The 25,242-nt window shown below is 43.1% G+C and carries 23 protein-coding genes and 1 pseudogene; 12 read left to right on the forward strand and 12 right to left on the reverse strand.

What is annotated here, in order from left to right; translation table 11 throughout:
- Positions 1–132: pseudogene (locus AAEY93_RS10370) on the forward strand (IS630 family transposase); the annotation flags it as partial.
- A 139-nt stretch (positions 133–271) separates the two neighbouring features.
- On the opposite strand, the gene AAEY93_RS10375 reads toward AAEY93_RS10370, so the two are convergent.
- Positions 272–1,315, reverse strand: a complete 1,044-nt coding sequence (locus AAEY93_RS10375; protein ID WP_351076710.1) for an IS110 family RNA-guided transposase — start codon at positions 1,313–1,315, stop codon at positions 272–274.
- 954 nt (positions 1,316–2,269) lie between these two features.
- Between AAEY93_RS10375 and AAEY93_RS10380 the strand changes: the two genes are divergently transcribed.
- Entirely contained in the window at positions 2,270–3,628 is a 1,359-nt protein-coding gene (locus tag AAEY93_RS10380; RefSeq protein ID WP_124012323.1) for an NCS2 family permease, read from the forward strand.
- 98 nt (positions 3,629–3,726) lie between these two features.
- On the opposite strand, the gene AAEY93_RS10385 is transcribed toward AAEY93_RS10380, so the two are convergent.
- The gene (locus tag AAEY93_RS10385) at positions 3,727–3,978 is read right to left on the reverse strand and encodes a hypothetical protein (RefSeq protein ID WP_351076714.1); all 252 of its coding nucleotides are present in this window, start codon (positions 3,976–3,978) and stop codon (positions 3,727–3,729) included.
- 217 nt (positions 3,979–4,195) lie between these two features.
- On the reverse strand, positions 4,196–4,966 hold the full coding sequence (locus tag AAEY93_RS10390) for a spermidine synthase (protein ID WP_101034415.1): 771 nt from the start codon (positions 4,964–4,966) through the stop codon (positions 4,196–4,198).
- Between the two features lie 818 nt (positions 4,967–5,784).
- Here AAEY93_RS10390 and AAEY93_RS10395 point away from each other — a divergent pair.
- The 3 genes from AAEY93_RS10395 (at position 5,785) to purT (ending at position 9,312) form a co-directional block, all read left to right on the forward strand.
- Positions 5,785–7,086: a DEAD/DEAH box helicase gene (locus AAEY93_RS10395; RefSeq protein ID WP_101034414.1), complete on the forward strand. Its 1,302-nt coding sequence runs from the start codon at positions 5,785–5,787 to the stop codon at positions 7,084–7,086.
- Positions 7,087–7,200: 114 nt separating this feature from the next.
- Entirely contained in the window at positions 7,201–7,842 is a 642-nt protein-coding gene (locus AAEY93_RS10400; RefSeq protein ID WP_335689332.1) for a peroxiredoxin-like family protein, read from the forward strand.
- A 273-nt stretch (positions 7,843–8,115) separates the two neighbouring features.
- Positions 8,116–9,312: a formate-dependent phosphoribosylglycinamide formyltransferase gene (gene purT, locus AAEY93_RS10405; RefSeq protein ID WP_101034412.1), complete on the forward strand. Its 1,197-nt coding sequence runs from the start codon at positions 8,116–8,118 to the stop codon at positions 9,310–9,312.
- A 70-nt stretch (positions 9,313–9,382) separates the two neighbouring features.
- On the opposite strand, the gene AAEY93_RS10410 is transcribed toward purT, so the two are convergent.
- The 5 genes from AAEY93_RS10410 to AAEY93_RS10430 form a co-directional block, all read right to left on the reverse strand.
- Entirely contained in the window at positions 9,383–9,841 is a 459-nt protein-coding gene (locus tag AAEY93_RS10410; protein WP_101034411.1) for a hypothetical protein, read from the reverse strand.
- Between the two features lie 98 nt (positions 9,842–9,939).
- Positions 9,940–10,893, reverse strand: a complete 954-nt coding sequence (locus tag AAEY93_RS10415; protein ID WP_351076823.1) for a D-2-hydroxyacid dehydrogenase — start codon at positions 10,891–10,893, stop codon at positions 9,940–9,942.
- A 42-nt stretch (positions 10,894–10,935) separates the two neighbouring features.
- Positions 10,936–11,709: a co-chaperone DjlA gene (gene djlA / locus AAEY93_RS10420; protein WP_101034409.1), complete on the reverse strand. Its 774-nt coding sequence runs from the start codon at positions 11,707–11,709 to the stop codon at positions 10,936–10,938.
- Between the two features lie 59 nt (positions 11,710–11,768).
- Entirely contained in the window at positions 11,769–12,458 is a 690-nt protein-coding gene (murU, locus tag AAEY93_RS10425; RefSeq protein WP_101034408.1) for an N-acetylmuramate alpha-1-phosphate uridylyltransferase MurU, read from the reverse strand.
- The gene (locus AAEY93_RS10430) at positions 12,455–13,483 is read right to left on the reverse strand and encodes an aminoglycoside phosphotransferase family protein (protein WP_101034407.1); all 1,029 of its coding nucleotides are present in this window, start codon (positions 13,481–13,483) and stop codon (positions 12,455–12,457) included. Before AAEY93_RS10430 ends, murU begins: the two co-directional genes overlap by 4 nt.
- A gap of 143 nt (positions 13,484–13,626) precedes the next feature.
- Here AAEY93_RS10430 and lptD point away from each other — a divergent pair, with 143 nt between their 5' ends.
- The 7 genes from lptD to AAEY93_RS10465 all read left to right on the forward strand — a co-directional run bounded on the left by lptD (position 13,627) and on the right by AAEY93_RS10465 (position 22,617).
- Positions 13,627–15,927, forward strand: coding sequence for an LPS assembly protein LptD (gene lptD / locus AAEY93_RS10435; protein WP_351076722.1), 2,301 nt, complete (start codon positions 13,627–13,629; stop codon positions 15,925–15,927).
- 144 nt (positions 15,928–16,071) lie between these two features.
- The gene (gene surA, locus AAEY93_RS10440; protein ID WP_124012330.1) at positions 16,072–17,376 is read left to right on the forward strand and encodes a peptidylprolyl isomerase SurA; all 1,305 of its coding nucleotides are present in this window, start codon (positions 16,072–16,074) and stop codon (positions 17,374–17,376) included.
- Between the two features lie 9 nt (positions 17,377–17,385).
- Complete coding sequence (gene pdxA, locus AAEY93_RS10445; protein ID WP_101034404.1) at positions 17,386–18,369, forward strand: 4-hydroxythreonine-4-phosphate dehydrogenase PdxA; 984 nt, start codon at positions 17,386–17,388, stop codon at positions 18,367–18,369.
- A gap of 9 nt (positions 18,370–18,378) precedes the next feature.
- A complete protein-coding gene (gene rsmA, locus AAEY93_RS10450; protein ID WP_101034403.1) occupies positions 18,379–19,185 on the forward strand; it encodes a 16S rRNA (adenine(1518)-N(6)/adenine(1519)-N(6))-dimethyltransferase RsmA in 807 nt (268 codons plus the stop codon).
- 48 nt (positions 19,186–19,233) lie between these two features.
- A complete protein-coding gene (gene apaG / locus AAEY93_RS10455) occupies positions 19,234–19,614 on the forward strand; it encodes a Co2+/Mg2+ efflux facilitator ApaG/CorD (protein ID WP_101034402.1) in 381 nt (126 codons plus the stop codon).
- Positions 19,615–19,617: 3 nt separating this feature from the next.
- Positions 19,618–20,436 carry a symmetrical bis(5'-nucleosyl)-tetraphosphatase gene (locus tag AAEY93_RS10460; RefSeq protein ID WP_351076729.1) on the forward strand — a complete coding sequence of 273 codons (819 nt, stop codon included), beginning with the start codon at positions 19,618–19,620 and terminating at the stop codon, positions 20,434–20,436.
- Between the two features lie 159 nt (positions 20,437–20,595).
- Positions 20,596–22,617 carry a methyl-accepting chemotaxis protein gene (locus tag AAEY93_RS10465; RefSeq protein WP_351076732.1) on the forward strand — a complete coding sequence of 674 codons (2,022 nt, stop codon included), beginning with the start codon at positions 20,596–20,598 and terminating at the stop codon, positions 22,615–22,617.
- Between the two features lie 345 nt (positions 22,618–22,962).
- On the opposite strand, the gene AAEY93_RS10470 is transcribed toward AAEY93_RS10465, so the two are convergent.
- The 4 genes from AAEY93_RS10470 to AAEY93_RS10485 form a co-directional block, all read right to left on the reverse strand.
- Complete coding sequence (locus tag AAEY93_RS10470; RefSeq protein ID WP_351076735.1) at positions 22,963–23,349, reverse strand: DUF3718 domain-containing protein; 387 nt, start codon at positions 23,347–23,349, stop codon at positions 22,963–22,965.
- A gap of 95 nt (positions 23,350–23,444) precedes the next feature.
- Positions 23,445–23,927 (reverse strand): type 3 dihydrofolate reductase, encoded by a 483-nt coding sequence (gene folA, locus AAEY93_RS10475; RefSeq protein WP_351076738.1) that lies wholly within the window; start codon positions 23,925–23,927, stop codon positions 23,445–23,447.
- 19 nt (positions 23,928–23,946) lie between these two features.
- Entirely contained in the window at positions 23,947–24,417 is a 471-nt protein-coding gene (locus tag AAEY93_RS10480) for a threonine/serine exporter family protein (protein ID WP_101034397.1), read from the reverse strand.
- A gap of 55 nt (positions 24,418–24,472) precedes the next feature.
- Positions 24,473–25,231, reverse strand: coding sequence for a threonine/serine exporter family protein (locus AAEY93_RS10485; RefSeq protein ID WP_101034396.1), 759 nt, complete (start codon positions 25,229–25,231; stop codon positions 24,473–24,475).
- Positions 25,232–25,242 lie beyond the last annotated feature (11 nt).

The following is a 25,242-nucleotide window of genomic DNA, read 5'->3' on the forward strand; positions in this document are numbered from 1 at the left end:
GCAAATAGGTGTTTTGAAGGTTATGACGATATCGTTGAACAGTGTTGCCGCGCTTGGAATACGTTTATTCAGTGTAAGGACAGGGTAAAAAGTTTGTGCACACGAGACTGGGCCAATATGGGTAAAGTCTAATGCGGATTGGTATGAGCCATTTCTTCATCGTTCACAACAACCCCGGTGAGTATTTAATGTGCTATCTTGCGGCTCTTATCACCCAGTCGGACTCGGAGTCCTTGGCCAGACCGAGCTCTGCAAGATAGCGACAACAGTGTTAACAAGTACCATGGTTTACACCTTGATTTGCTGCATATTGCGGAGCATAAGGCACTTGTTTTTGTAATAAAATCCATATCAGTCTGGCGAGTCTATGAGCCGTGGCAACCACCGTACTGCAGATGCTTTTTCGGCTTCTTAGCTGCGTTATCCAGAGGTTTAAATCATCTTGTTTTTTACTCGCATGGCTGACGACGGTTCTGGCTCCATGAATAAGCTGTTTGCGTAAATAGCCGTTGCCACGTTTGGTAATACTGCCATTAACACTTCGATGGCCTGAGGCAAATTGCTTGGGGGTTAACCCCAGCCACACACCCAGTTCTTTAGCAGTATTAAACGCCTGACCTTTGCCAATTGATGCAACAAACGCTGACGCGATAATGGGCCCTACACCAGGAATGCTTAATAAAATTTTGCCATTAGGGTCACGCTCGACAAGTTTTTTTATCAAGGTATTAATTCTGTCTAAACGAGTATTAACACTTTGATATTCATCCCAGAAATCATTAGCCATCAACTTAATGATAGGGCGTTGTGACGCATCGTTAATGATGTCCCACATAGCAACTTCAAATGTTTTATAGCCTTGGGCAAAGCAAATCCCAAAATCGACTAATACACCCCGAATTTGATTAGTGCAGGCCGTTTTCTCCTTCACTAAACGTTCTCTGACTCGGTGTAACATCAATATTTCTTGCTGCTCTTCGGTTTTCACTGGCACGAAACGAATGTTTGGCCTAAAGCTGGCTTCAAAAATCGCCATTGTGTCATTGTTGTCATTTTTACAGCCTCGCACGAACGGGGTGACATGTTGGGCAGGAATGAGTTTAACGTTATGCCCCATAGCGAGAAACTTACGCCCCCAGTAATGGGATGAATAACAAGCCTCAAAGACCACATCGCAATGGGGTTGTTGCAACATAAACTCAATCAGTTGAGTGCGATTTAAACGTTTATTGAAGACTTGCTTTGCATGGCTATCCATTCCTAAAACTTGGAAAACATTTTTTGCCAAATCAATCGCAATAGTGGTAACTTTCATGGTGGACGCTCCTTAAGTAACTGTATGGTTCAACATCAGTTTGGCGCATTGACGCCGTATTAGGGAGCGTCCATCTCATCACCCAAAATACTGACTTTAAAACGGCTGATTCAACTCTGAACTTGAGGACGTTGAAGAAAATAGTGTGAGTCCTGACATGGATGTCAGGCTAGCTTTCGAGGTACAGGATGTACCATCGGAAGCGTTAGCATTTTCGAATAAGTCCGAAGCAGCATACAAATGAAGTCCAAAGCTGGATTAATCCCCATGGCGACCTTATTCGCTGTTTGAAAATGTTGCGGGGCGGCTGGGAGTTCCAAGAGGGAACAGCCGTTGGTTTCCTCTTGGTCTGGTGTGGGTGAAGCGCCACGACGTTAGTGGCCGCAGGCCATAGCTTAAAAATACTTTGGGCCACAACGCTTCACTGTCACGTCTTCACGGATACACAGCAATAATAGCTAACGATGTTCGACCTCGATAATCGACTACAGCGAGTTAATTTGCCCACTCGCGGCAAACACTGTTATGCCTTCATATCGGCATTGAGTTGCCGGACTAAGGCCGCTGATAAGTTATTGGCAATACATACTGGAGAGTGGTTGTCACTGCAGTGAGTCATTTTATGATGCGGCAGGTAAAACAGCCGGTTACTTTTGTGTGTTTATGGGCGTTGTTTTATCTATGTAACAAAAATTGTTAACTGCTTCCTGTTTCCTTATGGTCGATTGTTGTAAACTCCGCGCCAACAAAAGCTATGTTGGTAAGAGTAAATTTTACCAGACATGTGGATAACAAATTTGTTTACCACAATACTCGCAGGTCACTAACGCCATAAGCGCCAAGTGGATCTCTCACCTAAGTCTATCTCGATTGGGGCTCTACCTGCCATAGCTGTGTCGCCAATGAATGATCATTGGTTAACTCATATTTAAGAGATCAAAAGGTATAATATCTATGAAGTCTGAACAGACTCTCTCTAACTCGACTGCTGCTTCTGATCCATTTTTGGATAGCTATTTCAATATTTCTGCCCGTGGAAGTACCTTAAAACGTGAAGTCATTGCCGGCTTAACGACGTTTTTGGCTATGGTTTATTCGGTAATTGTAGTGCCTAACATGCTTGGCACTGCAGGGTTTGACCCTGCTGCGGTATTTATCGCGACTTGCTTAATTGCCGCTTTTGGTTCGTTACTCATGGGGCTATGGGCTAATTTGCCGATGGCCATAGGGTGTGCAATATCACTCACGGCCTTTACGGCATTTAGTATGGTGCTGGGCCAAGGTATATCCATTCCTGTCACCCTTGGCGCTATTTTCCTTATGGGTGTCGTATTTACCTTTGTGAGTGTCACGGGTATTCGTCAGTGGGTACTGACGAACTTGCCAACCGGTATCGCTCACGGTACGGGTATTGGTATTGGTTTGTTTTTACTGCTTATTGCGACCAATAGCGTGAAATTAATTGTCTCCAACGATGCCGGTTTACCCGTACAGCTTGGTGATATTAATAGCTTACCGGTTATCGCAACAATAATTGGCCTTGCTATGACGATTGGGCTTGAGCGCCGAGGCATGCCAGGTGGCATATTGCTGGTGATTGTCGGACTCTCTGTCTTTGGGTTAATATTTGATCCGAACGTGACATATCAAGGCTTATTTGCATTGCCTGACTTGATGTCGGAAACATCACTGATTGGCCAGCTCGATATTATGGGCGCACTGAATCCAGTGGTACTGCCGATTGTGTTGGCGTTGGTGATGACCGCAATATTTGATGCCACTGGCACGATTCGAGCGGTGGCAGGCCAAGCGGAACTTCTTGATGAAAATGACAATATTGTGGGTGGTGGTAAAGCACTGACATCAGATTCTGTCAGCAGTATTGTTGCTGGCCTAGTCGGCGGTGCCCCTGCGGCCGTTTATATTGAATCCGCTGCAGGAACCGCTGCAGGTGGCAAAACGGGCCTGACCGCTACCATAGTTGGCTTGCTGTTTTTGATGATGATGTTTTTAGCGCCGTTAAGCTATTTAGTGCCGGCTTATGCGACCGCGCCAGCGCTTATGTATGTTGGATTACTGATGCTAAGCAACGTCACTAAGCTTGATTTTGACGATAAAGTGGATGCGATGGCAGGCCTAACCTGCGCAGTATTTATCATTTTAAGCTGTAATATCGTCACTGGGATTATGCTTGGGTTTGTTACCTTAGTGATTGGCCGCATATGCAGCGGCGAGTGGCGTAAACTGCGACTTGGCGTCATCGCCATTACACTCGGTTTAGTCGCGTTCTATCTAGGTGGTTGGGCAATTTAACCCGATAATAGACTCAATAGTGAGGCCAGCCATAGAGGCTGGCCTTTTTATTAGCGGCGGAATACGGTCAAGGCCTAGAAAGACGAGATACTTTCTAGTTACCTACCGTAGCGACTTTCATCTTCAGCAGGTGCTAGGTGATAGCTGGCCGCTAGCAATATGGGCGTTTGACCATAATAGGCGCAGGGGTTACGGAATTCATCGCGGCGCAGCGATACATCTAAGTCCACATCTAGGCCCACATCTAAGTCCATATCTAAGTCCACATCTAAGTCCATATCTAAGTCCACATCTAAGTCCACATCTAAGTCCACATCTAAGTCCACATCTAAGCCCACATCTAAGCCCACATCTAAGCCCGCTTCACTTATCCATGTCAGGGCAATCCCCTTGCTTTTAAAGCGCCAGCGTCACAATGAATACACTATAGTGTTAGCTAGACAGCAAAAGCGCTAAGGCCCATAAGCAAACCATTGCCTTGACCAATAGGAGGCATTCACCCTTTCTAGCAATCATAAAACCAAAGATATATCTTAATAACGTAGCCAGTAAAAATAGCTATCCGCATCACTCTTCGCAAAAATCTTGTGTCTCTAACAGTAATTTGGCATAAGGTTCCATCGGAATGTTCATTTCCTGTTGCAACCATTGACCTTTAGCCAGTAGATCTTGTTCTTTTAGCGCGGGAATGTCATTTTTGAATGCAAGAACAATCGTGTTTCCACTATCGACTTCGAAACTGAGTAGTTGGTTGTCAAATACGCCCGCGAGTAATTCATCTAACTCTTCTCGTAAGTTAACTGTCGTATGCCAGATATTAAGCACGAGGACACCTTGTTGGTTCAGTGCCTGTTTACAATCACGCAAGTAGGATTGTTGTACTTGCTTCGGTTCCATGCCCTTAGCGTTGTAGAGATCTGAAAAGATAATATCGCTTTTTATGTCGGTGTGTTTCATGTAGTTCACCGCATCATCTATATGAATACACAGGCGATCCGTGTCGGGTAAGTAAAAATATTCTGTTGCAGTCTTGGCCACGGCTGCACGATATTCGACCGCATGGACCTGCAACTCGGAGAAACTACTGAGTAGGTTTTTTGCCATTGAGCCGGCGCCCAGCCCCATAATCGTGGCAGTTTTTACTGTGGGGATAAACAATAAACCCGCCATCATGGCCTGAGTGTAGCCCAGAGCTAATCCATTAATGTCTTTTAGTTTCATACTACTTTGATAGATTTTCCCATCAAAGCTGAGGATCCGGCTGGTCCTTGTTTGGTAAACATAAATTGGGCCGTGCTCATCGTTTATTGATGAGATGCAGTTTCCTTTGATATCCATGATCTTTTTAATACCTTTTAAATACGGGTATATAACGGGTAGAGCATTATAACGAAAAAGAGGGCTAGGTGTTTCTCGGTGATTTTTTCTGCTTTAATCAATAAAATCCTTTAGCGGACAGCCACTTTTATGTCTTGCGCTATCACGCGACAAAGGACGATGCTTGGATCGGAGATATCTTGTTAACCAAGCCAAGAGGGTCTAGGCCGCGATGAACATCGACCATCTCGTTAAGTATCATAATGAGTGTCGGCTAAATCATTGATAACGGATGGCCAGTATTTAAGCTGAATGTGAATTTAAATCTAAATATGAACCGAATATGAAGATAGAAAAACCACTAAGATGCCCAAAATTGTCAGTTGAAATAGGCAAAAATTGCTACCTTGGTAAGCGCTTGGATCACTAGACACGGCACATTTGCTACGGGTACTGGCTGCAGTTCAATGTCAAAAAGCATGTTCGCGGATTTTGCTAGAACACGACACCTCAATGTCGTTGCCATCGAGTCATTTCCGTTAGAACGATATCGCCTAAAAAATCTTAGCGCCAGACACAGATAAAGTTCAGGATTTATACAAAAGTTTGTTATACTCCGCGGCCGCTTATCTATGGCACAAAATTGGCGCTTAATTCAGGCTTAACGTTTTTCAACTATCCTAAGATGTTAATCACGCTAAATTAAGCATAGAATCGACCATTAGATAGGGCTCTAAACCATAAAATTCCAGATTAATTTGCGAACACTTTTTGTTAACTGATGTTGACTGAATCGCATATCAATCGCTTTGTTTTGATGTACATACAGGAACTGCACCATGAAATTTGAATCTTTTAGCTTCGCCCCAGAATTACTACGCGCGATCGCTGAGTGCGGTTATCAAGCTATGACACCCGTTCAACAACAAGCGATCCCTGCGATCCGTCGTGGTGAAGATGTGTTAGCCAGCGCCCAAACCGGTACCGGTAAAACGGCGGCGTTTGCATTGCCTATTTTACAAAAAATGTGTGACACCCCCAAAGAGACGCTACCGTCTAACACTCGCACCTTAATTCTAACGCCAACCCGTGAGCTTGCTGCGCAGGTTGCCGACAATATTAGCGCCTACAGTAAATACCTTAACGTAACGGTATTAACCATTTACGGTGGCGTTAAAATGGACTCTCAATCACAGAAACTTAAACGTGGTGCTGACGTGATTGTGGCTACCCCAGGGCGTTTACTTGAACACATTGTGGCCTGTAACTTAAGTTTATCTAACGTTGAATTTTTAGTCCTGGATGAAGCTGATCGCATGCTAGATATGGGCTTTAGTGCTGATATTAAAAAAATTATCCAAGCGGTAAACAAAAAGCGCCAAAACATGTTGTTTTCTGCGACCTTCTCTACTGAAGTGAAAAAGTTAGCCAATGAGATGCTTAATAAGCCTAAAATTATTGCCGCTGATAAGCAAAACACCACGGCGGACACCGTTAGCCAAGTGGTGTATCCGGTTGAGCAACGTCGTAAACATGAATTATTATCTGAGTTAATTGGCACTAAAAATTGGCAACGTGTCTTAGTGTTCACCGCGACGCGTGATGCGGCAGATAAATTAGTGAAAGAGCTAAACTTAGACGGGATTGTTTCTGGTGTGGTTCATGGCGAGAAAGCCCAAGGTAGCCGTCGTCGTGCACTGCGTGAATTTGTTGAAGGTAAAATTCGCGTATTAGTCGCCACCGAAGTGGCTGCTCGCGGACTCGACATCCAAAATCTAGAATATGTTGTTAACTACGATTTACCGTTTTTAGCCGAAGATTATGTCCACCGTATTGGCCGTACTGGTCGTGCGGGTAAAACCGGTGTTGCCATTTCATTTGTGAGCCGCGAAGAAGAACGCACCTTAGCGGACATTGAAAAATTAATCGGCCAGAAAATCCGCCGGGTCACAGTGCCAGGTTACGAAGTCGGCAGCCGTGAGGTATTGCTTAAGCAAATTGAACAACGCCGTAGCTTTGCTAAAAAGCAACAACGTAGCGATAACGTGGGCGAGCAGATGATTGCCGAGAAAAACATGGATGGACGTCGGGTTAAAGTCGGTAAAGCCAGTAGCACGGTAAAATACAAAAAGATTAAATAGCATCACGCTATTTAATCAACTAGGCGCTTAGGCGCCTTTTTTGTGTTTGGATGAAATTATTTTGTTTATGCTATGGTCTATTGTTGTTGGGACATCACTTCACAAGGACTTACTATGCTAAAAACGCTACTTATCGCTACCGCACTGACCCTAACCAGTTTAGCCAGTTTAGCCAGTGTGGCTAAACCCATTGCCAGTGACGAAAATCATGTAATCCCCCTGCTTAATGGTCATCAAATTCCGGCAATTACACTGCAAGATGTTGATGGAAAAGCGGTTGATCTGAGTCAATTGGTAGCCCAAAAACCCACGGTCTTTTTCTTTTATCGTGGCGGCTGGTGTCCATTTTGTAATTCGCAAATGGGTCAGCTCAAAGCCATTGAACCTAAACTCATTGAGCTAGGTTTTCAGTTGGTGGGGATTTCACCCGACACCCCAGAAAAAATGCGCGCCTCGATAACGACTAAAAAACTGGATTATTTACTGCTGTCCGATGCATCAATGGCCGCTTCACAAGCTTTTGGTTTGGCGTATTACACCAGTGAAAAAACCACCCAGACTTACCAAGCTAAGCTGAATGTCGACAATACCCTGTTTACCACGCCACAAGGTGATAAACGCTTGGTGTTGCCTGTGCCTGCGGTATACGTGGCAGACAAAACCGGCTTAATCCATTTTCAATATGTTAATCCCAACTATAAAGTTCGCCCGGCTCCTGAATTGATTTTAACTGCAGCAGAGCTGTTGGTTAACTAATATCGCCCTGAGCAATCGATTCCAATGGCACAGCCAACATCAGCGATGTAGTCAATGATGTTGGCTTATTCAGCTATTTTTTATCACATGCAGAGCATTTATTTCAAGCATACAAACACCTACTTATCGCCATAAAACACAATCATCGCTCACATTTTATCGCCTTATCCCCCTTGGTTTAGCTAAACAATGCTTTTTCTGTTGGATTTATAACACCATATCTCGTTACACTGTTCTTCATATAAAAATATATCCTATTTAGTAAGGCCGCACATGACCATAGCAACCCCAACGACTTTTGGCACAGCAAACACCCCAGGCACAATCAAAGCGATGTTGTTAGGCTGTGGCGAACTCGGTAAAGAAGTCGCCATAGAATTACAACGTTACGGCATTGAGGTGATTGGGGTCGACCGCTACCCGAATGCACCAGCCATGCAAATTGCTCATCGTTTTCATGTGATCAACATGCTCGATGCCGATGCACTCAAAACGGTTATTGAACTCGAGCAGCCTGACTTGGTGATCCCTGAAATCGAAGCGATTGCGACTAAAACGTTATTGGAACTGGAGCAACAAGGCTTGCGGGTGGTGCCGACAGCAAAGGCGACCCAACTAACCATGGATCGCGAAGGCATTCGACGCTTGGCGGCAGAAACATTAGCCGTGCCCACATCAGCTTACTTTTTTTGCGACAACCAAGATGAATTTGAACAAGCTGTTGCCACCATTGGAATGCCTTGTGTGGTTAAACCTGTGATGAGTTCATCGGGTAAAGGCCAAAGTGTGATTAAGACGGCAAAGCAAATTCAACCGGCGTGGGCTTATGCTCAAGAAGGTGGCCGAGCAGGTCAAGGTCGGGTGATTGTTGAAGCCTTTATTCCTTTTGACTATGAAATCACCTTACTGACCATCAGTGCGGTCAATGGCATCCACTTTTGTGACCCGATTGGTCATCGGCAAGAAGACGGTGATTACCGTGAATCTTGGCAACCACAAGCCATGCCCGCGAAGGTATTGCACAAAGCCCAAGCCATGAGTCAGCGAGTTGTTGAAGCCTTAGGTGGATATGGACTGTTTGGTGTAGAGCTATTTATTAAAGGTGATGAGGTGTATTTTTCTGAAGTGTCACCCAGACCACATGATACCGGTTTAGTCACCTTAATCAGTCAGGATTTGTCAGAGTTTTCCTTACATGTGCGCGCCATTTTAGGCTTACCCATCAGCAATATTGTGCAACACGGTCCCAGCGCCTCTGCGGTTATTCTGGCTGAAGGCACATCAACCAATATCCGTTACCAAGGCATGGCTGAAGCACTCGCGCCTGTTGATACTCAACTGCGTTTATTTGGTAAACCAGACATTAATGGACGCCGTCGTTTAGGGGTAGCGTTAGCCAGAGACAACACGGTTGAAGAAGCCATCGAAAAAGCCAAAACGGTTGCCAGTAAGATTAAGGTATTGTTTTAAGCAAAGCTGGAGTGAACTGGATCAAACTAAAGTTAATTAACAACAAACTAAGCCGCAGATTATCTGCGGTTTAGTTTGTTGCTTTAGGCCGTGGTTTAGGTAGTGGTTTATTGGCTAAATGAAAGTGGACTAACATCAGTAAACGAAACAGTGCTTTAAGCTTACGATCTTGATCAAGCTTACCTGCGTTAATCAGTTTTTGCAGCAGCGTTATTTTCAGGTACAGATTTTTAACCAGCACATCACTTGGCTCACCTAAATACTTATCAAACTCTTTATAACCCTCAATGGTGCGCGACGCTAACTTACCCTGGCGAATATGTAATCCCGACAGCATCGCATGTTCAAACGCTTTGGTTTCTAGGCCGTTAATAATGTCTGCGGTGCTAACAGCTTGCGCTACGCCATCAACAAAAAAATGAATGTTGGCTTCAATTTCAAATTGCAGCGCATGGGTATCATGACGCACGTTATCAAACCTGGTGCGCTCTTTATCGACAAAATCAAACAGGACTTTCCATAGTGACATGTGCAGAACTCCGTTCTAAATGAGAGTTTAAGCGACCGTGATTAGTGCTCGTTGCTAAGAATGCGAGTGGCTAAGAGCACTCATTGTTATCGACTACTTTAGCCATTGATTATATTCAACATTTTACCTTGCTGAAAATGGCGCACATTCTCAATGGCAATATTGAGTAGATTTTGTCTGGCTTGTAATGTCGCCCATGCAATATGCGGCGTGATGCTAATATTGGCGGCACTGAGTAGTGGATTACTCGCACTCGGTGGCTCAGTCGATAATACGTCGACTCCGGCAAAGCCATTATGGTCATTTAACCATTGGGCCAAATCTGCTTCATTAATTAAATCACCACGGGCAGTATTAATCAGTAAACAACCGGATGGAAGTAAAGCTAAACTGGATTTATTCATCATGTGTTTGGTTAATGGATTAAGTGGACAATGCAGTGACACAATATTGGCTTGGGTTAATAACGTCTCCAGTTCACACCAGTGAACGCCCTTGGGTAAAGCGGTTTTAGGTTTGGCACTGGTGATCAACACCTTCATGCCAAACGCCACGCCTAATGTTGCCACTTGTTGGCCAATATCGCCATAACCGACAACACCTAAGGTTAGGCCTTTTAGCGAGGTTAATGGGCTTAAGGTAAAACAAAAATCTCTATTAGCAGCCCACTCTCCAGCTTTAACAGCTTGATTGTGTAACGCCACCTGTTGATGATGATGCAAAATATGCGCAAATACCATTTGTGCCACAGCATCTGGACCATAGGCAGGAATATTGGTAACGCTAATACCCTGCTCTGTCGCCGCCTCAACATCGACCACATTGGTGCCGGTCGCGAGCACACCGATGTAGGTTAACCTGGGCAGTTGTTTTAAGGTCTCTGCGCTTAACAGGGTTTTGTTGGTCAGTACTATATCTGCTTCGTGACAGCGATTAACCACCTGATCGAGTGTTGTATGATCGTAAATATCACACTGGCCTAGCGCTTCAAGCGCCTGCCAACTCAAATCACCTGAGTTAAGTGTATAACCATCTAATACCACTATTTTCATCACGTACTTCAGTCCTTTGCTTGGTCTACTCTCAGTGTAAAATTAACGCATTCCACGCGAGGTTTTTATGCGTTCGTAAGCGACTTGAATATCTTGAGCTTTGGTTTTAGCCAACTCCATCATTTCAGCTGGTAACCCTTTTGCCACAAGCTTGTCAGGATGATGTTCATTCATCAATTTTCGGTAGGTTCGTTTAATATCTTGATCGCTAGCAGATTCTTTTACCCCGAGTAACAAATAGGCATCAATCAGCGAAATTTTATTACCTTGCGGCGCCTGATGATGGCTAAACTCTGCTTGCCAACGAGCCAGTAAGGCATCAAGTTGTGCACCAAGACCAAGTTTAGCGGCAATCACTGACAATATTTGTTTTTCATTTGCATGTAATTCACCATCAGTCAAAGCAGTTTGAATTTGGATTTCCAAAAACATCTGCGCCAACTCAACCCGGCCTTGTGTGGCTTGTCGAAACAGTTCTAGCTGCTTGAGTAAATCAAAATCCGCTTGGCGACCTTGACGAAAAGCGGTTTGCGCATCGACACGTGATTGCCCAGACAGCTTCATTTGATCCATTAACAGAGTCGCAATGCGAACATCAGTTTCGGTCACCCTCCCAGAGGCTTTGGCTACATGACCCATAACCGCAAAGGTGGAATTAAAAAACATCGCCTGACGTTCACTACCTTTACGAATTAACGACTTAAATCCTTGGCGTTTATCAAAAGCATGACCTAACCATAACCCTAATATTGCCCCGAAAAAACGCCCAAACATAAACCCAATGATAAACCCAAAAATTTTACCCCAAATTCGCATTTTTTCTTCCACTATATTTAAAATAATTACGCCACTGTGCGCCCATCATTTGACCTAACTTAAGGCAACAACAAAGAGACTAAACGTGTTTGTAACTGTTCAAGCCGCTCGAGTGTTCCTACGTCACACCAATAAGCATTAAAATATTCACCATAGATCCGCTGTTGGGTAATCGACTGTTTCAATAACGGTCCCAAAGCATGCTTACCTTGAGGCAATGCACTAAATAATTGAGGATGATAAATCCCCAGTCCAGCAAATGTTAACCTTTGTTCATCCTGCAAGGTTAATTGCCCTTGCGCAGCAATCGAAAAATCGCCTACCGGATGGTGGTCTGGATTGTCGACTAACCATAAATAGCCCAAGGCATCACCTTGGCTCACTCGCTGATAAGCCGCGGTCATATCGGGCAAGTGATCGATAAAAATATCACCATTGATCACTAAAAAAGGCTCGTCACCCAACAAAGGTAATGCTTGCTTTATGCCACCGGCGGTTTCTAAAGCCGTGGTTTCTTCACTGTAGCTAATCTGCAGTCCCCAACGACTCCCATCGCCTAACATTTCAGGTAACTTATACCCTAACCAAGCTTGATTAATTACCACGTCGGTCACACCGATTAACGCCAATTTTTCTAAGTGATATTCAATTAAGGGTTTACCCGCAACACTCACTAACGGCTTAGGTAACGAGTCGGTTAATGGTCGTAAACGCTCCCCACGTCCCGCAGCTAAAATCATCGCTTTCATGCTTCGCTTACCGCCTCATTGATGATCTTATGGTTTACTAACGGTAAAATCACCTTTTTAATCCATACGCCAAAATCAGCAATTTGTGGGTATTGCATCCCAATATCGGCTATATACTGTAAGGTTAATGGAATATCAGCTAGATAACCGTCTTTGCCATCACGATGGTATAAACGCGCAAAAATACCTGCCGCTTTAATGTGGCGCTGTAAGCCCATTAAATCAAACCATTGTTTATAGGTTGAAAACTTAACCTCTTTAGCCATCAATTTATGATCTATTGCAAGTTGATAGTGATACCTCATCAAGTGATCAATAATATCGTCTGGCCAACGCACGTAACAATCGCGCAGCAATGATACCGCATCATAAGTCACCGGCCCATGCACCGCATCTTGAAAGTCGATAACCGCTAATGCATGATCATTTATCAGTAAATTACGGCTATGGTAGTCACGGTGCATCCCCACTTTGGGTTGTGCAAGCACATTTTGGGTCAACGCACTAAACGTTGACGTCACCATTTTTTGCTCATTGTCCGTCAATACGTAATCTAAATGTTTGTTTAATAGCCAATCAACAAAAATAGCTAACTCTCTCGCCACAAATGCACCATCGTAATCTGCTAACGGTCCATTTTCGGTATCGGTCACAGTCGCAATCACCGGGAGTAAATTTAATGCCTGCTGATAATAGTCGGCTACATTGTCTTTATTGAGCACCGACAATAGTTGTAACTCACCCACATCAGTTTGCAAAACAAAACCATACTCATCGCAGGTTGCAAGCACTTCGGGTACCAGTAGCCCAACGCGTTGGTAGGCCTTTGCTATTGCAACAAAAGGGGCGATGGGCACTAAATCGATGGGCGAATCAGAGACAATATAATGGTTATCTTGATGATGAATACGAAAATAGCGTCGAAAACTGGCATCACCACAGATCAAGTTAATGGCAACTCCATCGCCGAAATATTGGTTTAACCAGTCACTTAACGCGATAAATCTTGGATCAGATAAAATCATCTCAATGGCTCTTAACTAAAAATTGCTTTATTATAGCCAGCATAACATTTGGAAACAGCTAAAGAATGGAATGTTTCATTTAGCTGAGTATCTTTTCTCTCCAAAACTTTTCCAGCATCAGAATTCATAAATTATTGACAACAATGCAGATCCGTTATTTTCTGGCATTATGCCTACTCCCAAATATCGTGTTGGCTGATGAGCCAACAACGACACCAGCGCCTGCGTTGCAATGCGTTGTAGTTCCTCCGGTTTCTCGTTCATTCGAAGACCGCGCAGCATTAACTGGCATCTCAGACGATCAGATTGTTATCATTAGCGATCAATCCACCGTCGCTTACAATAACCAGGCAGAGTTTTCGGGTGATGTGAGTTTCAGCCAAGGAGGTCGTCATATTGCCGCTGACAATGCCGTGCTGGATCAAAAGCAGCAACGTTTAAATGCAAACGGTAACCTTATATTTAAAGATGAGTTATTTACCGTCACCGCTAATTCATTAGAAGCACAAATGAGCGCCAATAATGCCACTCTGAAAGGCGCTCAATATTGGTTACATGGACAACAAGTGCATGGTGACGCAGAAAAGCTTCAGATCACTTCAGACAATAATCTATTGCTGACAAAAACTAACTTCACTACCTGCCCTCCCGGTGATGAATCATGGTTACTCGAAGCTGAAATGATCAAAATTGATAGCGAAGAAGAATGGGGCGAAATTTGGAATGCCAAACTGCGTATTGCCAACATCCCAGTGTTATACATTCCGTATATGACGATCCCAGTATCAGATAAACGTAAATCAGGCTTTCTATTCCCAAGCTTTAGTACCAGTACCACTAACGGTGTAGAAGTTAGTACCCCGTATTATTGGAATATCGCGCCAGAATTTGATTTAACGTTTACGCCAGACTATATGTCATCTCGTGGTTTATACAGCAAAACTGAATTCAGATATTTGGCGGGTGAACGTCAGAATGGCCAAGTTAATTTTGAATATTTAGGCAGTGATAATAAGCTCACTAATAACGCAAATCGTTACCTTTACCACTGGAGTCATCAAGGTGCGGTGAATGACAATTGGCGGGTAAGAGCAAATTATACAGATGTATCTGATAATAATTATTTCAACGATTTAAATTCCGACGTCAATCAGTCAACCGACAACCAGTTATCACGTATTGGTGAAGCCAGTTATTTTGAACGTGACTGGGACTTCAACATGCGAGTACAAGACATTAAAGTACTTGGCGAAGATGAAAAACCGTATCAAGTGATGCCACAGTTAAACTTTAACTATCGTTCTGCAGACATTATTAATTCTATCGACTTCAGGTTTAATTCTGAACTGACCAATTTTCGACATCAAGATAACGAGAACAATACAGCAACCCGCTTACACTTAGTGCCCAGCTTAATTTGGCCAATTCAAGGACCTGCAGGCTCGTTTACCAGTGAAGTTAAATTACTGCAAACTCAGTATTGGCAACAAAATATCGACGACGACTCAACATTAGACGACAGTATAAGCCGCACGATTCCACAAGCGCGTTTACATGGTCAGGTCAATTTTGAGCGGGCAACACAACTGTTTGACGAGCAATACCGTCAAACGCTCGAACCCCAGATCCAATATCTTTATGTCGGCTATGAAGATCAATCCAATATTGGTATTTATGACACCGCACAATTGCAAGAAGACTATTATGGTTTATTCCGCGATCGCCAATATTCAGGTTTAGACCGCGTGGCAGATGCCAACCAGTTTACCTTAGGTTTCACCACTCGTTTGTTTGATCAAACTAACCGCGAAAAACTTAAGTTTAGCGTGGGTCAAATCATCTATTTAGAAAACTCAAAAGTCAGCATTGAAAATACCTACGAAGAAGCCACTCAGTCAACGTCGGTCTTGGCAGCTGAATTAGATGCCCAGTTATACAAAGATTGGTTTGTCAGTGGTTCGGTTCAGCACGATACTGAAACGGGTAAAAATAAAAAGAATGAAGTCACCTTAGATTATCGTCCAAGTAATGACAGATTATTGCAACTAAGTTATCGTTATGTACCCGACTTGCTCAATACCAACACCAATGACCAAGTAGATATTTCGCAGGCTGGTGTGCGTGCATCGTGGCCCATTAGTGACAACTTATATTTTGTGGGTAACTACTATTACGACCTCAATGAATCTCGTAGTATTGAAACTTACACTGGCGTGCAATACGAATCATGTTGCTGGGCATTGCGTCTGAGTTATCATTATCGTATCAAAACCAACTACGATGATGATTTATCAGAAACCATTGACGGACGTGAGGAGTTTGAAAGCGGTGTTTACCTGAACTTTGTCATTAAAGGCTTAGGGGGATCGGGTCCGTTAGGGGTCGACGACATGTTAAATGAAGGCTTATTTAACTACCGTAAACCACTTTACTTGAGGAATTAGCATTCTTTTGTGATAGATTGCTGAACCTAGCGATAAACTCATAGTCCAATAACAACAAACACGCTGTTGTGTATGAAGTAGTAACCTTATTTTGGCGATGTATCGCCAGTTTATATTGAATCGAATGTGCCAAGGATTTTGTGGATGAAACACAGTAAAAAAATAATTTTTGCATTACTAGCACTGGCTGTGAGCCATACCAGTGTTGCAGCACCAATGCCATTAGATCGCGTATCAGTACAAATTAATGATGGTATCATTCTTGAAAGTGAAATAACCAACATGGTTACGACTGTTAAAGCCAATGCTAAAGCAGCGAAACAAACATTACCCTCTGATGATGCTTTACGCACTCAAGTTATTGAACGCCTTATTTTAACCCATTTGCAAATGCAAATGGCTGAACGTATCGGCTTACAAATTGGTGATTTGCAATTAGACCAAACCATTGCCAATATCGCTAAAGAACAAAAAATGACCGTTGCACAAATGCAACAATCGATTGAAAGTGAAGGCACCAGCTTTAGCCAATATCGCGAACAGTTACGTCAAGAAGTCACCCTAGGTGAAATTCAGCGTATCCAAGTGCAACGCCGTATTCAAGTGTCGCCACAAGAAATTAGCGGCTTAGTTAAATTAATTCAAGAACAAGGCTTAAAAGATGTTGAGTTCCAAATTGGTCACATTCTGATTGAAGTGCCAAGTAGCCCAACCAGTGAACAACTCGAAAGTGCTAGCAGTCGTGCAGATATCGTGCTTAAACGTTTAAATGGTGGAGAGGATTTCCGTAGCACAGCTATCGCGTCTTCATCAGGTCCTAAAGCATTAGAAGGCGGCATATGGGACTTTATGAACATTAACGAAATGCCGACCTTGTTTGCAGAAGTTATTAATACCGCAAAAAAAGGCGACATTATTGGTCCGATTAAATCGGGTTCCGGCTTTCATATTATTAAAGTAGTAGACACTCGTGGTTTGCAAACCCAAGAAGTTGAGGAAGTAAAATCACGCCACATTCTACTCAAGCCATCGCCAATCCTATCGGAAGATCGTGCTAAAGCAATGTTGGCCAACTTTTTAACTCAAGTTCGTTCTGGTGACGCTGATTTTGCTAAATTAGCCAGTCAGTATTCAGAAGATCCTGGTTCTGCTGCTAAAGGTGGCGAATTAGGTTGGGCAGACCCAAGCATGTATGTGCAAGAGTTCTCTCAAACCCTTTCGAGTCTTCAAGAAGGTCAATTCAGTGAGCCATTCCGTTCAACGCACGGCTGGCATATTGTTCAACTTGAATCGCGTCGTACAACCGATGCAACAGAGCAATTTAACAGCAACCGTGCTCATCAATTAATCTTCCGTCGTAAGTTTAATGAAGAGTTACAAACCTGGTTAGACGAAATGCGTTCTGAAGCGTATATCGAAATCGTTGAGCCAGCAAGCAAACGAGGCTAAGCAAAATTAATGACTAAACGTATTGCCATCACCCCAGGTGAACCAGCAAGTATTGGTCCCGACTTAGTCATCAAACTCGCTCAACAGGCCTGGCCTGTTGAGCTAGTTGTCTGTGCCGATCCCAATTTACTCATCACACGAGCTAAAATGCTTGGACTGCCTTTACAACTCAGGCCTTATCAACCATCGCAGCCACCGAAACCACAAACGGCAGGAACATTAACCATTGCTCCTTTTACATTAGCCGAAGAGGCTAAGTGTGGTGTGTTGAATGAAGCAAACAGTGCCTATGTAGTAGAAACCTTGCGTTATGCCGGTGAAAAAAATATGTCGAATGAATTCGACGCCGTCGTAACCGGTCCCGTACATAAAGGGATTATTAACCAAGCGGGTATCCCGTTTAGTGGTCATACTGAGTATTTTGCACTGCAAGCCAACTGTGCTGATGTGGTGATGATGTTGGCCGCGCCTGGTCTACAAGTGGCGCTAATGACCACTCACATTCCACTGGCCTACGTTGCAAAAGCGATTACTCGCGACCGATTGCATCATATTATTACTATTTTGCACCGCGAATTAGTCAGCAAATTTGGTTTAGGCTCACCTAAAATTTATGTCTGTGGGCTCAATCCACATGCAGGAGAAGACGGTCACTTAGGTCGTGAAGAAATTGATACCATCATACCGGCGCTCAATGAGTTACGAGAACAAGGCATGGATATTGTTGGCCCGTTGCCAGCAGATACCTTATTTCAACCTAAGTATCTTGAACAAGCTGACGTCGTATTGGCCATGTATCATGACCAAGGATTACCTGTGCTTAAATCATTAGGATTTGGTAAGTCGGTCAATATCACCTTAGGTTTACCTTATGTTCGCACCTCAGTCGATCATGGCACCGCGCTCGAGTTGGCTGGAAGTGGTAAAGCAGATTGCGGCAGTTTTACCTGTGCATTAAACAAAGCCATCGAATTGGCCTCAAAAAGTAAGTAACCCATTTTAATGAGTAATAAAGTACATTTAGGCCACACGGCCAGAAAGCGTTTTGGACAGAACTTCTTAACCGACCAAGGCGTGATTAGCAGTATCGTAGGCGCTATTGCTCCAGATAATAATCATGTTATGGTTGAAATTGGACCAGGCCTAGGCGCCTTAACTGAGCCTGTTGCAGATATGATTGATAACTTAACCGTGGTTGAATTAGATCGCGACTTAGTTAAACGCTTACAATATCATCCAATACTTAAAGACAAGCTAACCATTCACCAAGGTGATGCGTTACAGTTTGATTTTGGTCAGTTGCAACAAGCTGGCAAAAAAATGAAAGTGTTTGGCAATCTGCCTTACAATATTTCAACACCACTTATGTTTCATTTGTTTGAGTTTGCTGAACAAATAGAAACCATGCATTTTATGTTGCAAAAAGAAGTGGTCTTGCGCTTATCGGCGAGCCCTGGCACTAAAGCTTATGGACGTTTAACCGTAATGGCACAATATTATTGCCAAGTGGTACCCGTATTAGAAGTGCCACCGGAAAGCTTTACCCCGGCGCCCAAAGTTGACTCTGCAGTGATTAGATTATTGCCTTTTGAAGTCAAACCTTGGCCGTGTAAAGATGTCCACGTATTAAGGCACTTAGTCACGACAGCATTTAATATGCGTCGAAAGACGTTGCGTAATAATTTGAAAACATTACTATCAGACGAGGATTTTGTAACACTTCAAGTTGATTCGAGTTTGCGTCCAGAGCAAATTAGTGTCCCGCAATATGTGGCAATGGCTAATATGCTGTGTGACAAAAAAGATTAATCATAAGGGTATGCATAAAGAGCATGCCCTTTCGCTTTAGGATGTAATATGAGCCAAGTTAAATCGCCTATTAAAATTAAAATCGACACCCAATATTTAGAGCAACAATCAGATGTCGCTGATAATAAATATCTTTTTAGCTATACCATTACCATCATCAATCTAGGTGATAACAAAGTGACCCTGAAAGACCGTCATTGGATTATCACCAATGCTGACGGCAAACAGAATGAAGTAAAAGGCCCTGGTGTAGTCGGAGAAACACCCACTATTGCGCCTAATACTGCTTACCAATATACCAGTGGTACAGTGATGGAGACGCCAGTGGGCTTTATGCAAGGATTTTATGGTATGGAAGATCATAAAGGAGAGCGTTTTTTAGCGACAATCCCACCTTTTCGCCTTGCTGTCCCGGGGATACTTCAATAACTCATGGCCCATTATTTTGTTGGCGATGTTCAGGGCTGTAATTCCGAATTACAACTATTACTCCAAAAAGTAGCGTTTAATCCATCCAAAGATCAACTTTGGGCAGTGGGCGATCTTATTGCCAGAGGGACTGAATCGTTAGACACTCTGCGTTTTTTCCAGTCATTACAAGACTCTGCTAAAGTGGTGCTCGGTAATCATGATCTACATTTATTGGCTCTGCACGGAAAATTAAAGCGAGCCAATCCACAAGATCATCTTGAAGCGTTACTCAATGCACCCGATATTGATGGTTTGGTTAATTGGATCCGCCAACAACCGTTAGTCAGAACCTTGCCCGAACATAATATCATCATGACCCATGCCGGCGTGCCTCCTCAGTGGGATATAGCAACCCTTAAACATGAAGCAAAGCAAGTTAGCTTAGCATTGCAGCAAGACGATTATTTAACCGCATTAATTGCCCAAATGTATACCAACGATGCAGAACAGTGGTCCCCCACATTAACCGGTATCGACAGACTACGTTACGGTATTAATGCATTAACTCGGATGAGATTTTTGCACCTCGATGGTCATCTTGATTTTAAGTGTAAATCACCGCCAAGCGAACAACACTCAGCCCAATTACGTCCATGGTTTGAACTCCCATCAAAAACAGTACCACAATACACCCTAGTCTTCGGTCATTGGGCTGCTTTAATGGGCCAGACTAATAATGCGCGCATTCTCGCATTAGATACTGGCTGCTGCTGGGGAGAACACTTAACCTTATGGCATCTTGAAAAAAATGAAAAAATCACTCAAAAAAAGTTAATTTAACGTTAAACTAAAGTAGCATTTAGCCGATAGTTAACTGTAGCGTTTATTACATTACCATCGATACAACCACCCTTTAATAAATTCGATATTCTAATATACGATCGCACTTACAAGATAAAAATCAGCATCAAATAATAATAATAATAGCCGGAGTACTGTATGAAAATAAATGTAGCGACCAGAGTCATTGGCGGTTTTACTGTGGTGACGCTGTTACTGATGGTCCTCGGTGGTGTGAACATGCTGAGTAACAATAGTATTAAAGATGGCACGACGATTCTTAAAACTATCAGTTTACCTGCACTTGAAACCACGAGTATTTTAAGTGAGAACCTAAGCACCCAGCAAATTGAAGCACTATTTGCTTATTACAGTACTCATTCATCGAAAATTCCAGCGATAGAGAAAAAGCTAACCAACTTAGATAACACATTTGAATCCGATCTGACTCGTCTAAACACCTTAGTTAAATCCCAGTCACAACTGACAACACCTCTGATAGGTCTCACTAAAAGCTACCGCGCTTATGAAAAAAGTGCCGTAAACATGATCGCAGAGCGTGAAAGAGCGCTAAGTCAACAAGAGCAATTACTTAGTCTACGCAGTAATTTCGAAAATTCCGCTGACGATGCATCATCGATATTACTGGATATCATTGACCTTGAAACCAGTGAAAACGATACCGAGAAAAGCCTCGCTGCCACAGCAAGCGCCATTGACAGTACTTTTATCAATATGATCACCACTATTTATGACCTTGTGGCCGCTACTGAACAAAGCAAATATGACCTTATCATCAAAGAGTTGGATTACTTAACCAGTGAAGCTAAGGCTAAACTTGACTACATTAATCGTCAAGGTAACGGTATTGTAAATAATTCAACCTTAGAAGATCTCACCACTGAATCAGCGAAAGTGCTTAAATTACTGAATGGAGCAGATTCGATTCAGGCATTGAAACAAAAGCAACTAAATCATGATTTTGCTGCCGCTAAAATGCTTACTAACACTCAAAGTGCAGCAAAAACAGTCAATAAAAGAATGACAGTGCTCGCTAAATCAATCGATAACTTTGCCATGGAGATCAGTAACGCAGCCATTGAAATTATCGATTCAGCAACCATTAAAACCTTATTAGTGGTATTAATCGCCATCATTGTCGCCATTATTGTCAGTATTGCAGTGGTAAAACCATTAACCCGCTCGTTAGAAAAAGTCAATAAAGCCCTGAATGTTCTGGCATCAGGTGATTTAACCCATAAATTGGATGACACGGGACACGATGAATTCGCAGAATTAGCCAAAAACTGCAACAGGTTAGTCGACAGTCTCCGCAGTCTTATTGTTGGAATTGTTGATCGCTCAAACCAATTAGCGGCTGCGGCTGAAGAAACCTCTGCAATTACCTCGCAGACAACCATTGGTATTCAAGAGCAAAAAAGCCAAGTTGATCAAGTCGCGGCGGCAACCACAGAGCTGAGCTCAAGTGCACAACAGGTGTCAATGAGTGCAGACCAAGCACTCAATGAAATAAAACAAGCCGACCAGGAAGCTCAGCACATGCGTGTGCTTGCAGAAGAAAGCAAAAACACCATTCTCGCGCTTGCTGAAGAAGTCGCTAAAGCCGGTATTGTCATCAACAAAGTGCATTCCGATAGTGCTTCTATTGGTTCGATTTTAGATGTCATTCGTAGTATTGCTGACCAAACGAACTTACTTGCCCTGAACGCCGCGATTGAGGCCGCTAGGGCCGGCGAACAAGGGCGAGGTTTTGCTGTTGTTGCTGATGAAGTGCGTAACTTGGCGTCGCGTACCCAGCATTCAACCAGTGAAATTCAACAAATGATTGAAGTGTTGCAAGTCGGCACTCAAGAAGCTGTGGCAGTAATGGAACAGAGTCGAGGCCAAGCTAACAGCTGTGTTGAAAAGAACGAGCAATCTAATATTGCCTTAGAAACTATCAGTAAGTCTGTTCACAAAGCCTACGATTCAGGTAACCATATTGCTCAAGCGGCACAAGAGCAAAATATTGTTAGCCAACAAGTCTCAGAAAAACTCGAGCACATTGCTGCGATTTCTGAAGAGACATCGACGGGAGCAGACCAAACAGCACAATCGAGTCACCAAGTTGCTGTGCTTGCTGAAGAGCTACAAGCCTCTGTACGCGAGTTTAAAGTGTAAAAGCAATCATGGTATTGCACGACAACAAAAAAGGCCTACAAGGCCTTTTTTGTTTAGTAGAATAACGTCATGAAGCACACGATATAATCTACACATATAATATGCGCTAAACAGATAATGCGATCTAAAATGATAATATGATCTAAACAGATAATATGCTCTAAACAGATAATGCGATCTAAATACATAATATAATCTAATACCTATTACGATGTACGTATATTGTGCTGATAAATGCTTGCCGTAGAATAAAAAATGCCGACAAATAATGTCGGCATTTTGTTTATATTATCGTACTCATTCGATGACTGATGATACATCATCAGAATCCATCAGCGGGGCGGCTTAACCGCCTATACGTTCCTTGATCACAGCACTAATGGCACTTTCACTATGGCCATTTTCAGCAGCCCAATCTAAAATTGTTTTACCATCGGCTTCAGGATTGGCAAGGTCAGAAGAGGGTAAACGTTTAGCGATATACTCCCCGACATCGTCAGCATTTGACTTGTAGGCAGTACGCAATAAACTGCTGCCATCACAATAAATACCTGAATAAACGTTCCGTAATTTAACACGATTTTGTTTCATTTTTTTACGTAAACGGTGTTTATCATCTGATTGTACATAATTACAAATATTTGCAACTAATTGATCTGTATCGGCGATAACAGGGGCTGACACAGAAGATGCTGCAATCAGGGCTGCAATAGCCACAGGCAATAGACGCATCTGACACTCCTTTCTAATTATAGTTATTTAGCAATGAACTTAGCTTATTGTGTAAATAGCCAGTTCATCCAATTTCAGGGTTAAACACTGCTAATTTAACACTTTTTGTGTAAAGTGTTAAAACTATATTGCAATCCTTTGTCGTTTGTTGCATTTTCTGAGTTCTGTAAAACCCAAGAACCATCATCCCAATCAGGAAAGACGGTGTCACCATCTACATCGACATCAATAAAAGTAAGATAAAGAACGTCGGCTTTTGGCAATATTTGTTGGTAAAGCTGACCACCGCCAATCACCACGATTTCATCACAATCACCAGCAAGGGTAATAGCCTCATCAAAGCTTGTCACGCAGGACACACCCTCAAAACTCAGCTGACTATCACGGCTAATCACAATATTATGCCGTCCAGGCAATGGCCGCCCGATTGACTCAAATGTTTTGCGGCCCATCACCACGGGTTTAGATAGCGTCATGGCCTTAAAGTGGCGTAAATCTTCGGGTAAATGCCAGGGCATTTTATTGTCTTTACCAATGACTCGATTGTTAGCCATAGCAGCTATCATCGCGATACGCATTATATCAAAATCCTTGTCGTTAAATAATCGGTCTGTTGCGATAGTAAAGTAAGCTAGGTAACGCTAATCCAACAGCAAGCGCACCTAGAATAAACACCGTTTTTAACCCGTTTACGATGACCTGAGCACTGAGCTCTGGACTGACTTGGCTTTGTGCCGTTAATTGAATTAATGCGATGACAGTATTGAATGCGTAGGTACCTGGCACCATAGGAATAATAGCCGCCACGGCGTACATCAATGGTGGCGCAAGGTGACGTTTAGCGAACTGAATGGTGATCAAGCCAACAATCGCAGCTGCAACAAAGGTCGCCCATTCAATTGGCATTGAAAAATTTAATAAAAAAGTTCTTGAACTATGACCTATGGCACCCGCTATGGCGCAGTAGATTAAATAGCGCTTAGGGACATTAAACACCATCGCAAAACCGACTGCGGGTATCGCCGAAAAAAAAGCATCATGTAACAGTAAACTCAGCAGGGATAACATTAAAAAATGCCCCCCAGTTGCATTGCAATGGTAACAACCGATGCTAAGGTTAACATTAAAAAATGCCCCCTAGTTGCATTGCAATGGTAATACCAATAACCGATGCTAAGGTTAACAAGGTCGCATGGCCCCAACGAGAAATACCCACATTCATGTGGCCTTTAACCATATCAGAAATGGCATTAATCAGTGGAAATCCTGGGACAAGCATTAACACGCTTGCCGCCATTGCCGCTTGAGGCGTTTCGGTAATAGAGGAAATGTAGCCAATTTGGGCAATGCCAGTGATCACAAACGCGGTCAGCGAGAAGTTAACTAATAAATTGAAATGCCGCGAGGCAAGAAATAACCGCACCATCATTCCAGTCGATGAGGCAAAAAATGTGATTAGGCACGCCATCAGATCACCATCAAATAAATGACAGAAGCTTGCACATGACAAACCAATCATAGGAATTACAGCAATAGCGGGGTACGATTTAGGAGTAATATGAGCGAGGCGTCTACGAACTTCATTAGCACCATAAATACCTTTTTCTGTCAGTATACAAATGCGTTGAAGTTCACAAATCACCATCATATTAATGCCATGAGCACGAATACGACGGGTCGTGGTAACGCATCGTCCTTGTACTAAGCTAGTTAATACTAATGCATTAGATGAAATCGATAACTCAATGCTAGCAAGACCTAGCGCTTTACCAAGGCGCTGGCTAATCTCTTCAACAAGATCAGACTCAGCACCATAGGCCAACAGTAGTTGCGCACAGCGCACTACAAGACGGGTAATTTCATTTTGGCTATCTTCGTACACGAAATCCTCAA

The organism is Shewanella sp. CAL98-MNA-CIBAN-0140 (genome assembly GCF_040309905.1).
Taxonomy (GTDB): domain Bacteria; phylum Pseudomonadota; class Gammaproteobacteria; order Enterobacterales; family Shewanellaceae; genus Shewanella; species Shewanella psychromarinicola.